This window comes from Enterobacter cloacae complex sp. 2024EL-00711 (assembly GCF_047529885.1).
GTDB classification, from domain to species: Bacteria; Pseudomonadota; Gammaproteobacteria; order Enterobacterales; family Enterobacteriaceae; genus Enterobacter; species Enterobacter ludwigii.
The window spans coordinates 406,023-417,745 of the sequence record NZ_JBLIZC010000001.1; the positions used below are offsets into that span (position 1 = coordinate 406,023).

The window sequence follows — 11,723 nt, forward strand, 5'->3', positions numbered from 1 at the left end:
TCCACCAAATGGATGTAGCTATCCCTGGGAAAAAGCACCCATTATTTTCTTACTTATTTCGCACAAAAAGACGCGTGTTTTTTAACTCAAATCAGGTAATTTTGCGGCAGCGTTTTTCTCTATTCCGATCAGCGGCATCAAATTATCAACGGCAGATGCGTAATTAATCGCCGAACTCCAGCCATCATATTCAGCCATTATTTTGGCTGAGGTGGCTTGCCAGACATCCTGTTCAACGCTGAGCAAATCGTTAATGCTCCGCTTGCTCAGGGTATATTCATTTCTGTAAACATCCCGGGCGCGTAATGCGCTTTCCAGCTGCAGCTTCCCTGCCTGCATTCTTCCCTGCGCGCCGGTCCAGTCAGCCTGCGCGACAGAGGCTTTTTGCAGGACATCGAACCGCGCCTGGTCAACCTGAGACGATGCCATGGCCCTTGCCCCTTCGGCCTGGCGAACGCGGGCTGAAACGGCGCCACCCTGGTATAGCGGTGCGTCAATATTGAGCTGAATCTGGTCATCCCAGTAAGAACGGTTGTCGGACTCGTAGCGGGTGCGGCCTCCTTTCAGGCTTAACGTCGGCCAGTGCTGAGACTTTGCCGTTGCCACGCCATACTGAGCTGAACGCTCCATATTCTGCGCGGCCATGACCGCGGGAATGGCCGAGTAATCAATGCGATTAAGCGAATCTTGCTCAACGGCAAGCTTCGCCGGTACAGGTGAATAGCGCTCGGCCTCCATGCCAGTCAACACCGCAAGCCGTGCGCGGGCGCTGTTTAACGCCGCGTTATACTGCTCGACCGTGGCCTGCATACCGGCAATGCGCGTGCGCGTCTGAAGCTCGTCAGAGGTTGAGCTGACGCCTGCGTCGGCGCGGAGTTTGGCCAGTTGTTCAACGTTTTTAAGCGCCTGAACGTTCTCTTTGGCGGCCTGTAACAGATCGGAATAGCGTTTGACTTCTACGTAGCTGAGCGCCGTTTTTTCCGCCACCGCAGACAAGGTGCTCATCAACTGGTAACGATAGCTATCGCGCTGCGCCGTGGACTGGTCGATGCTGTTGTTGGTCTTGCCAAAATCGTATACCAGCTGCGTCAGACTCAATCCCCAGGCCGCAGAATTGCGCAGCGAGCCGCTGGAATCGGTGGTCTGGCTATGGCCGGTGCTACCGTTTAACGATATTTGTGGCATCCAGCCGCTGCGTGCTTCATCTATTTGTGCCTGACCTATTCCCAGTTGCGCGGCCTGCTGGCTAATCGACGGATCGCGATCGATGGCAAAAAGAATACTCTCTTTTAATGTTGTCGCGGCAATCGGAGCAATCCCCACCTGGCGGCTATTCGCAGAGGCCGTATTAAAGGCTAGCGAAATTAATGCCAGGGCGACTGGAAATCTCAGCAACATATTATTTCGCATGATAGTCATTTTTATCTCCCTGACTCTGAATGACGCTTAAATATTTACCCCTAAAGGGGTATAAATAATTCGACAAATATCTTACCTGGGTCCGAATAAATATTGGACAAACGCTCCCCAACCCCATTTCCATTGGAGATGAGAGCCGACCATATTCTTATGACAATAAGAATTTACTTATTTCTTTAACTGGTTTGCAGCATAACAAAATGCGCTATAGGCAACTACACCCACAATGTTAATGTGGTGTTACAGATAAGAAAAAAGATGGGGTTTCTGGACAAAACCTTAAAAAGGGGCTTTCAAATGAAACAAATAAAGTCTTTGTTATTTAAGTAAAATTTTAGAATCGCCGGATGCACATTTTTGCGTTAATTTCAGCATGCGTCAGACACAAAGATTTTCAAAGAAATGTCAGTTTAAGTAACCATAATGCCATATACAACATTAATATCTGTGTATATAAATATACACAGAATTTATTGCTATTTATTAATTTCATTAAAGCATTAATGGTTGCATATTAGTATCACAATGGTTATATCCGCCAGTGTGTTTAATAAAACACAACAATAACATTGCTGTTAACATTTGGAATGAATCACTCACACCGTATTAATAACATTTTAATAATAACCAATGTGAACAATACCGGACATTGATACTCACTTTCGATCAACACCCTTCCCTCTGCGGTAAAATGCTGTAATATGCAACTTATTGCGACATTTTGCGGGATTCACCCATGCACAAAACGGCCAGACAAAAATATGTGCTTGATATCATTAGTGAGCACGGGCAGGCCAGCATTACGGAACTGGCGGACAAACTGCAGGTCTCAGCGGACACCATCCGCCGGGATCTGACCGATCTCGAGAAACAGGGGCTGGCGCAAAAGAACCACGGCGGGGCAATTGCCCTGAATCTGTCGGCCATGAATCGTCAGGGGCGCAATACACTGCTGCCGGAAACCAAACAACGTCTTGGTAAACAGGTGGCGCAGGCTGTTCCGCCAGGTTCGACGCTGTTTCTGGATGCGGGGAGCACGGTAATGGCTGTCGCCTCGTTCCTGAAGGGACCGCTGACAATCATCACCACCTCGCTGGATATCGCGTGGCACTTCAGCGACCGTGACGATATCGAACTGATCCTGCTCGGCGGAAAATGGGATCACAAGCAGCGACTGTTTGCCGGCAGCGCCACCCTCTCCCTGCTGTCACGCTACCGCGCGGATATCGCCATTCTGGGAGCCTGTGCTATCCATGCTGAACTCGGTCTGAGCGCCGGAAAAGAGGCCGATGCCGAGGTCAAACGGGCGATGCTCGCGGCCAGCCATGAGCGCTGGATTGTCGCCGACCATCTGAAACTAAACCGCTGTGAACCGTATCTGGTCAGCGGATTATCCAACATCCAGCACCTCTTTTTAGATCGTCCCTGGCCTGAGCTTGGGGACCCTGGCGCAATGCACATTACGGTTTGCGCGAAATAACGTGGAGAAGGTCATGAGTAAAGAGAAGACAATCAACATTGCGCTGATCGGGTATGGATTTGTAGGCAAGACCTTCCATGCCCCGCTGATCCAGTCCGTGGACGGCCTTAAGCTGGCGGTGGTTTCGTCTCGTGATGAAGAGAAGGTTAAACGCGATCTTCCTGATGTTCAGGTGGTGGCAACCCCGGAAGAGGCAATTCAGCATCCAGATGTCGATCTGGTGGTGATTGCCTCCCCTAACGCCACCCACGCGCCGCTGGCAACGCTTGCCCTGAATTCAGGCAAACATGTGGTCGTGGATAAACCGTTCACGCTCGACATGCAGGAAGCCCGCGACCTGATTGCCCTGGCGCAAGAGAAGCAACGGCTGCTCTCCGTCTTCCATAACCGCCGCTGGGACAGCGACTTCCTCGGCATTAAGCAGGTTATTGAGCAAGGAACCCTTGGCAGGGTCAAACACCTTGAGTCGCACATTGACCGTTTCCGCCCGGAAGTGCGCGTGCGCTGGAGAGAGCAAAACGTGCCCGGTAGCGGTCTGTGGTTTGATCTGGGGCCGCACCTTATTGACCAGACGCTGCAGCTCTTTGGACTGCCACAGTCGGTACAGGGTAATATCGCCACGCTGCGTGACGGCGCGGAAATTAACGACTGGGCACACGTGGTCTTAGATTATCCGCAACATAAAGTGATCCTGCACTGCAGCATGCTGGTGGCTGGCGGAACGGCACGTTTTACCGTTCACGGCGATAAAGGCAGCGTGGTGAAAGCCCGAATCGACCAACAGGAAGCGCAGTTGCTGGCGGGCGTGATCCCCGGCAGTGAGGGCTGGGGCGAGGACAGTGACAGCATGGTGTTCTTTGGTGTAAACGGTGAGCCGCAGACCGTTACCACGCCGAAAGGCGATCAGCGTCAGTACTACATCAACGTGCGTGATGCGCTACTCGGAAAAATCACCAATCCGGTTCATCCGGTCGAGGCGCTGGCGGTGATGGCGGTACTGGAAGCGGCCGTGAAATCCTCAGAGACGGGCACCACTCAGGCGCTGGAGTTAACCCCGGAAGAGCGCGCTCAACTGCAATAAAACGCAAAAAAAAGCCCTGCAGACTGCTGCAGGGCTCGCGGTTATGGATTACTGGCGTTTTTTTGGCATCATGCGCAGGAGGGTGTTGTCTTTCCAGAAATAGTGATGCATCAGCGCCGCCATCGCGTGCAGACCAATCACAACGTACCCCACGTTGGCCAGCGTCTCGTGCCACTCTTTCAGAACGTCGACCAGATCAAAATTCGATTCTGCCGCGTGCGGCATCACCAGACCAAAGGCTAACCAGTCAGTACCGCGGTTATACATCATGACAATACCAATCAGCGGCAACGCGATGAACAGCAGATACACCACCAGATGACCAAGATGGGACAGCCCGGTCACCATCGGTTTTGGCTTCGGTTCAATCGGCGGTGCGCGGAATTTAAGGCGAACCACTAAACGCGTCACCATCAACACCAGCACAGAGATGCCGCACGAAACGTGGATCATGTTGATTACCGGCCGGGCGGTGCGTGGGAAGAAGCCTTTGAACTCCATCGCGCAGTAGGCGACGATGATTAACAAAAACACCAGCCAGTGGATAGCAATTTGCAGGCTTGTATATTTAGTACGCATGAGATTTCCTGATAAATAACCGATATCGCGCCAACATAATCCCCTTTCCTTAAAAATTCATTAATTTTTCTGTATGGTTTTTCAAATACTTCCCCTCGCATGAAGCTTCTTCAATTGCCGCCCTGTCCGTGATGGTCTAAGCCTGGATGAGTTCAAACTGTCGCAAAGACGCGTTCACAGGAGTACACCATGAGTAAAATTGGCATTAACGGATTTGGACGCATAGGACGCCTTGTCCTGCGTCGCCTTCTTGAAACCCAGGACAGCAACACCGTCGTCGCCATCAACGATCTTACTTCTCCCAAAGTACTGGCTTATCTGCTCAGGCATGATTCCAACTACGGTGGCTTCCCGTGGAGCGTAGATTTCACCGAAGACGCCCTGATTGTTGATGGAAAAACTATCGCCGTGTACGCCGAAAAAGAGGCAAAACATATCCCGTGGAAAGCCGCGGGCGTCGATATCGTCGTGGAATGCACCGGCTTCTACACGTCGGCAGAAAAATCACAGGCACACCTCGAGGCCGGTGCCAAAAAAGTGCTGATCTCTGCCCCTGCCGGTGAGATGAAAACCATCGTGTATAACGTGAATGACGATACCATTGACGCCAGTGATACGATTATTTCCGTTGCTTCCTGTACCACCAACTGCCTCGCCCCACTGGCAAAAGCCCTGCACGATGCGTTTGAAATAAAAGTGGGCACCATGACAACCATTCACGCCTATACCGGCACGCAGGCGCTGGTGGATGGCCCGCGCGGGAAAGATCTTCGCGCCTCACGCGCCGCGGCGGAGAATATTATTCCGCACACCACCGGGGCGGCCAAAGCCATCGGTCTGGTGATTCCGGCCCTCAGCGGCAAGCTGAAAGGCCACGCCCAGCGCGTACCGGTGAAAACCGGTTCAGTGACCGAGCTGGTCTCGATTCTGGGTAAAAAGGTCACCGTTGAGGAGATCAACGCCGCGCTGAAAAAAGCGACGCAGGGGAATAAATCTTTTGGTTATACCGATGAAGAGATTGTTTCGTCTGATGTGATTGGCTCTCACTTTGGTTCTGTCTTTGACGCCACACAGACCGAAGTTTCAGAGGCTGGCGATCTGCAACTGGTGAAAACCGTCGCCTGGTATGACAACGAATACGGTTTCGTCACCCAGCTGGTGCGCACGCTGGACAAATTCGCCTCGCTGTAATGCCTGTCCCCTCTCCGCGGAGAGGGGAATACCGCGAACGGCCTCTGCTCAGAGAAGCGACCGGTGATTCAGGGCATCCGTAAGCACAGGATCCTGCTTTAACCGTGCCCACGCTGCAGTCACCTCGTCGGGGAATTCAACGTGTGCAATAAAATCACGCCCGGCCGGGCCATAGCCGTTCATGTCATCACAGAGTCGCGGAAGCTCGCCTAAAATGAGCGAGAGATAACGCTCTACCGGCCAGAGGCCAGCGCTCTCCCCGCTGAACACCAGCCCGTTTTCGCCATTTTTCAGCACCGGTGTATAGCCCGGGTGGCTGACCCACTGCGGCGAAGCAGACTCGTCACGGCACACGCGGGCAAAGGTTGCCATCGTGCGGCGTTGCATGGTCGGATCCTGCACGACCAGCACGCGCCCGGACGTCTGATGATGCTGTTTGAGCATGTTCCAGCTAAAACGCGCGTTTTCTCCGCAGTTGGTTGATTGATCGTCAACCCACACGTGCGCATCAGGGATCTGCCAGAACTGGCGGGCAATATCGGCCAGAATGCTTGCTTCCGCTCGCCCCGTTACCGGGACAGTGTGATAACGCGGATGCTGAGCGATGGCCGCATACAAAAACGCGGTCGAATGGCCAATCCCTCCGCTAATCAGTAACGGAACGTCGTGTTCAGCGGCAATACGGCAGGCAGCGTCGATGGTCGGCATCACCGCGTTTCCGGCCAGAATAACCCTGTCAACCGCCGCCACGTCGCGGGTATCGCCCAAATCATCCTGTGCCAGCCACTGGCCGACCGTGTTGATTGCCGCCAGGGTTGACTCCGGCAGAAGGGGAAAATGCGTCTGAACCATGGTGATGTCCTCAGTTGCTCTGGTTCAGATTAACGACTTCAGATCGACAAAACAACGGCCTTCCGGGCCGCTCTTTTTCCTTAACCTGTTCTTCAACATTTGATTAACCTGCGAAAATCATATTCACTTGAATTATCATTTGCGGCAAACGTAGAATCGTTAGCCCACTCATTATTCAATTTTTTCTAAGGTAAAAGACGTTATGCGCCTGCCCGAACGCGACCCTTATGCTCCTCGCGAGTGGCAGCCTCATGAGAAACCCGCCCTGTTGGGTTCGCCCTCCACGCCAGAACACAGCACGCCAAAACGGATTGCCTACGGGGTTGTCGGTCTGCTGGTGTGCCTGACGGGGGCGCTGGGTAATGCGGTGGTCACCGCCAATCTGCAAAATCTGCAGGGAACCTTCGGGGCCTGGTCGACAGAAATCGCCTGGCTCCCGGCGGTGTATGTGATGACCAACATCTCCATCAACCTGCTGCTGGTGAAATTCCGCCAGCAGTATGGTTTGCGCGCCTTCACGGAAGGTTTTCTGGTGCTGTATGTGCTGGTCACCTTTTTCCACCTGTTTGTAAACGATCTCAGCTCCGCGCTGATGGTGCGTGCCGCGCACGGGATGGTGGCCGCCGCGCTCAGCTCCCTCGGTATTTACTACCAGATACAGGCCTGGCCCGCGAAACACCGTCTGAAGGCACTGACCATCGGGATTACCGGGTCATCGCTCGCCATCCCCCTCGCCCGCCTCTTTTCGACCGAGCTGCTGCAGCTTGACGAGTGGCGCGGGCTTTACTTCTTTGAGCTCGGGCTGGCGCTCATTTCACTGGCCTGCGTGATAGCGTTGAAATTGCCTCCTGGCGACCGGCGCAAGGTCTTCGAGAAAAAAGACTTCATCACCTTCTTTTTACTGGCCCCGGGGATGGCGCTGCTCTGCGCGGTGCTCTCCTTAGGCCGTCTTTACTGGTGGTTTGAAGCGCCGTGGATCGGCTGGTCGCTGGCATTAGCGCTGGTATTAATCGTGTCTGCGATCGTGTTTGAACATAACCGTTCTAACCCGTTGCTGAATACCCGCTGGCTGTCGAGCGGCAGCATCGTGCGTCTCGGGCTCATTATGCTGCTGATCCGCATCGTGCTGGCGGAGCAAAACACCGGCGTTATCGGCTGGCTACAGTATGTCGGCTTGCAGAATGAGCAGATGACCCACCTGGCGTGGTCTATTTTTGCCGGTATTGTCTGCGGGATTGTGACCAGCTGTTTGACCATCAAGCCCACAAAACTGGCGTGGCCGATCATTACCTCGCTGGCGCTTATGATTGTTGCCTCCCTGCTGGACAGCCAGTCGAACAACCTGACCCGCCCGGACCAGCTGATGCTCAGCCAGTTCCTGCTGGGCTTCGGCAGCGCCTTCTTCCTCGCGCCCGCCATGCTGGCCGCCATTGGCGGGGTAATCGCCGATCCGCGCAACCTGGTGAGCTTCTCGGTGATGTTTGGCATGAGCCAGAACCTCGGCGGCCTGCTCGGCTCTGCCATCCTGGGGACCTTCCAGACCTGGCGCGAGAAATACCACTCCAGCATGCTGGCCGATCAGCTCACAACCCTGAACCCGCTGGTGAATGACCGTATTCAGGCTTACACCAGCCTGTACCGGAGCCTGATTGGCGACAGCTCGCTGCTGGGTACCCAGGCCATCACCCAGCTGCAAACGGTTTCATCGCTTGAAGCAAATATTCTGGCTTATAACGATACTTATTTACTGACGGCGAGCATTGCCGCCGCCACCCTGGTCTGGATTTTATGGCGCTTGCTGCGCCTGCGCCTGACTGCCCGTATGGCCCTGAAGAAGGCAACAGGCAACAAGTAATGAATATGAAGATGATTTCTCTGGAGATGTTATGAGTCAGCAGGATGCCGCTAAAGAGCAGGCCAACACCCGTAAAAATGTTCGTATCGTTTCGGTTTTCACCGCGGCGGCAATCGGTATTGTCGGCGTACTGGTGATCCTCTACGCCTGGCAGCTACCCCCGTTTACCCGCCACTCGCAGTTTACTGATAATGCCTACGTGCGCGGACAGACGACCTTTATCAGCCCGCAGGTTAACGGCTATATCACTGAGGTGAAGGTGCAGGATTTCGACCGGGTCAAAAAGGGCGAGCTGCTGCTGCAGATTGATGACCGAATCTACCGCCAGCGGGTGCATCAGGCCGAGGCACAGCTGGCGATGAAGATTGCCGCCCTGAACAACAACCTGCAACAGCGCAAAAGCGCCGAAGCGGTGATCGCCAAAAACGAAGCGGCTCTGAAAAATGCCCGCGCCCAGAGTCTGAAATCCCAGGCGGATTTGAAGCGCGTGAAGGACCTGACGGCGGATGGTTCACTGTCTATCCGTGAGCGCGACGCCGCGCTGGCAAGCGCAGCCCAGGGTAGCGCCGACATTGATCAGGCGAAAGCCACGCTGGAAATGTCGCGCCAGGATCTGCAAACGGTGATCGTCAATCGCGGCGCGCTGGAGGCGGATGTGGAAAACGCCAAAGCGGCGCTGGAGCTGGCGCAAATTGACCTGCAAAACACGCGCATTGTGGCGCCTCGCGACGGCCAGCTTGGTCAGATCGCCGTTCGTCTGGGCGCTTACGTTACCGCCGGAACCCACCTCACCACCCTCGTGCCGCCTCAGCACTGGGTGATCGCCAATATTAAAGAGACGCAGCTGGCGGAGCTTCGGGTGGGTCAGCCGGTGAAATTCACCGTCGATGCGTTAAATGATAAGGCCTATCAGGGCCGCGTGGAGAGCATCTCTCCGGCAACCGGCGTTGAGTTCAGCGCCATCACGCCGGATAACGCCACGGGTAACTTTGTCAAAATTGCCCAGCGTATTCCGGTGCGAATTGAAGTATTGGGTGACCAGGAAGCCTATCAGCTTCTGCGTCCGGGCATGTCGGTGCAGGTGACCATTGATACGCGGGAGGCGAAGCAATGACCCTTCGCCCGATAGCCGTTCTGATGATCATGACCGTGCTGGCCGGTTGCCAGTCGGTTGACGTGAAACCGGCGCAGCCGTCGCTGCACATCCCCACGCAATGGCGAGCAACAGCAGGCCCGGCAAGCCCTGCAGAACAGCTCTGGTGGCGTAATTTCCACGACAATAATCTGAACCGCTATGTGGACCAGGCGCTTAAGAACAACAGCGACGTGCTGATTGCCCGCGAACGGATTAACGAGTATCAGGCGCGGGTCTACGCGGCCGACGGCAGCCTGTTTCCGTCGCTGGATGCTGGCGTCACGGGCACCCGCGCGCGGACACAATCTGCTGCCACCGGTCTGCCGATCTACAGCAGTCTGTATAAAGGCAGCCTCACCGCCAGCTATGATGTCGATATCTGGGGCGTAAACCGCAGCACCGCGAATGCGGCTGAAGCCTCGCTGGACGCGCAGAAAGCCGCGGCGGCGGCGGCAGATCTTACCGTGGCGTCCTCGGTCGCCTCCGGCTATATCACCCTGCTGTCCCTCGATGAACAGCTTCGCGTTACCCGCTCCACGCTGAAGTCCCGGGAAGAGGCATTCACTCTCGCTAAACGCCAGTTTGAAACGGGCTACAGTTCACGCCTGGAGCTGATGCAGTCCGACTCCGAACTGCGATCCACGCGGGCGCAGGTTCCCCTGCTGCAGCATCAGATTGCACAGCAGGAGAACGCCCTGAGCCTGCTGTTGGGGAGCAACCCGGGCGAGGTCGCGCGCAGTGAAAGCTTTGCGGCCCTGACGCCCCTGACATTGCCCTCGCAACTGCCCTCCTCGCTGCTTAATCGCCGTCCGGATATTGTGCAGGCTGAAAAGCAACTGGTTGCGGCTGATGCCTCGCTGGCTGCCTCACGCGCCAGCCTGCTGCCGTCGATCAACCTGACCGCAACCGGATCGATACAGGATCGCACGCTCTCCGGCTTACTCGACAACCCGCTGCAGCTCTGGAGCGTCGGCGGCAGCATTCTTGCTCCGCTGCTCAACCGCCAGGCGCTGAACGCACAGGTGGATATTTCGCAGTCCCAGCGCAACCAGGCGCTTTACAGTTATGAAAAAACCGTCCGTAACGCCTTTGCCGAGGTCAATAACAGTCTTGATGCCATCACGCGCTATCAGGAACAACTGACGGAGCTGCTTGCCCAACAAGATGTGGCGCAAGAGACGCTGCGCATAGCGCAAAACCGCTATCGCAACGGCTATTCGTCGTACCTGGATGTGCTGGATGCCCAGCGCACGCTGTTCTCGGTACAAACCAGCGTCGTGCAGGTCAAAAATAATCTGCTGCTGGCGCAGGTTGATTTGTACAGAGCACTGGGCGGAGGCTGGAGCAACGCGTGACCTGATACCCCACAGGCCCTCTCCGGCATGGAGGGGGCGAAAACCGGATCGCAGCGCAACCCGGTGTTTGCCACTCAGGAGTCAATTTATGCAACAACAGTGGTCTGCAGTCGATAATTACATGATCTCTTCACTCATTCCCGAGGATGATATCCTCCAGCGGGTGCTGGAAAACAACCAGCGTGCTGGTTTACCCGAACATGATGTCGCGGCCAATCAGGGGCAGCTGCTGGCGCTTTTTGTCCGCATGACGCAGGCACGGCGGATCCTTGAAATCGGCACGCTGGGCGCCTACAGCACTATCTGGATGGCGCGTGCGCTGCCACCTGACGGGAAGTTGATCACCCTCGAAGCGGACCCCATCCATGCCCGCGTTGCACGGCAGAATATCCAGCTGGCGGGGCTCAGCGATCGGATTGAGCTCATTGAAGGCCAGGCGCTGCACTCTCTTGAACACATCGGTGATATTCCGCCGTTCGACCTGATCTTTATCGATGCCGATAAGCCAAACAATCCGGGGTATCTGGAGTGGGCACTGTACTACTCGCGTCCGGGAACGCTGATCGTCGGGGATAATGTGGTTCGGGACGGCGAAGTGATTAACGCGCAAAGCGACGATGCCCGCGTACAGGGCGTCAGACGATTTATTGAGATGATCGGGGATAACCCGCGCCTGACGGCGACCGCGCTACAAACGGTGGGCAGTAAAGGATGGGATGGCTTTACCCTGGCCGTGGTGAATCGCTAAACGCAGATGCCCTCTCTCACAGAGAGAG

At 55.3% G+C, this 11,723-nt stretch carries 10 protein-coding genes; 7 read left to right on the forward strand and 3 right to left on the reverse strand.

The window, feature by feature from the left end; all coding sequences use genetic code 11:
* Nucleotides 1–81 precede the first annotated feature (81 nt).
* A complete protein-coding gene (locus ACMVME_RS01900) occupies nucleotides 82–1,419 on the reverse strand; it encodes a TolC family outer membrane protein (protein ID WP_063924974.1) in 1,338 nt (445 codons plus the stop codon).
* Nucleotides 1,420–2,155: 736 nt separating this feature from the next.
* On the opposite strand from ACMVME_RS01900, the gene ACMVME_RS01905 reads away from it, so the two are divergent.
* A complete protein-coding gene (locus ACMVME_RS01905) occupies nucleotides 2,156–2,899 on the forward strand; it encodes a DeoR/GlpR family DNA-binding transcription regulator (RefSeq protein ID WP_020884208.1) in 744 nt (247 codons plus the stop codon).
* Nucleotides 2,900–2,912: 13 nt separating this feature from the next.
* Nucleotides 2,913–3,980: an oxidoreductase gene (locus ACMVME_RS01910; protein ID WP_068794610.1), complete on the forward strand. Its 1,068-nt coding sequence runs from the start codon at nucleotides 2,913–2,915 to the stop codon at nucleotides 3,978–3,980.
* A gap of 48 nt (nucleotides 3,981–4,028) precedes the next feature.
* Here ACMVME_RS01910 and cybB read toward each other — a convergent pair whose 3' ends face one another.
* Complete coding sequence (cybB, locus tag ACMVME_RS01915) at nucleotides 4,029–4,559, reverse strand: cytochrome b561 (protein ID WP_025204247.1); 531 nt, start codon at nucleotides 4,557–4,559, stop codon at nucleotides 4,029–4,031.
* Between the two features lie 189 nt (nucleotides 4,560–4,748).
* Between cybB and gap the strand changes: the two genes are divergently transcribed.
* The gene (gene gap, locus ACMVME_RS01920) at nucleotides 4,749–5,750 is read left to right on the forward strand and encodes a type I glyceraldehyde-3-phosphate dehydrogenase (RefSeq protein ID WP_020884211.1); all 1,002 of its coding nucleotides are present in this window, start codon (nucleotides 4,749–4,751) and stop codon (nucleotides 5,748–5,750) included.
* A gap of 48 nt (nucleotides 5,751–5,798) precedes the next feature.
* Here the strand turns inward: gap and ACMVME_RS01925 are convergent, their stop codons facing one another.
* On the reverse strand, nucleotides 5,799–6,602 hold the full coding sequence (locus ACMVME_RS01925) for a YdcF family protein (RefSeq protein ID WP_044866483.1): 804 nt from the start codon (nucleotides 6,600–6,602) through the stop codon (nucleotides 5,799–5,801).
* A 202-nt stretch (nucleotides 6,603–6,804) separates the two neighbouring features.
* Here ACMVME_RS01925 and ACMVME_RS01930 point away from each other — a divergent pair, with 202 nt between their 5' ends.
* The 4 genes from ACMVME_RS01930 (at nucleotide 6,805) to ACMVME_RS01945 (ending at nucleotide 11,695) form a co-directional block, all read left to right on the forward strand.
* Nucleotides 6,805–8,457, forward strand: a complete 1,653-nt coding sequence (locus ACMVME_RS01930) for an MFS transporter (protein ID WP_020884212.1) — start codon at nucleotides 6,805–6,807, stop codon at nucleotides 8,455–8,457.
* A gap of 31 nt (nucleotides 8,458–8,488) precedes the next feature.
* Complete coding sequence (locus ACMVME_RS01935; RefSeq protein WP_014169974.1) at nucleotides 8,489–9,571, forward strand: HlyD family secretion protein; 1,083 nt, start codon at nucleotides 8,489–8,491, stop codon at nucleotides 9,569–9,571.
* Entirely contained in the window at nucleotides 9,568–10,947 is a 1,380-nt protein-coding gene (locus ACMVME_RS01940) for an efflux transporter outer membrane subunit (RefSeq protein ID WP_032681064.1), read from the forward strand. The genes ACMVME_RS01935 and ACMVME_RS01940 overlap by 4 nt, the downstream gene beginning before the upstream one ends.
* An 88-nt stretch (nucleotides 10,948–11,035) precedes the next feature.
* Nucleotides 11,036–11,695 (forward strand): O-methyltransferase, encoded by a 660-nt coding sequence (locus tag ACMVME_RS01945; RefSeq protein WP_044857164.1) that lies wholly within the window; start codon nucleotides 11,036–11,038, stop codon nucleotides 11,693–11,695.
* Nucleotides 11,696–11,723: the final 28 nt, after the last annotated feature.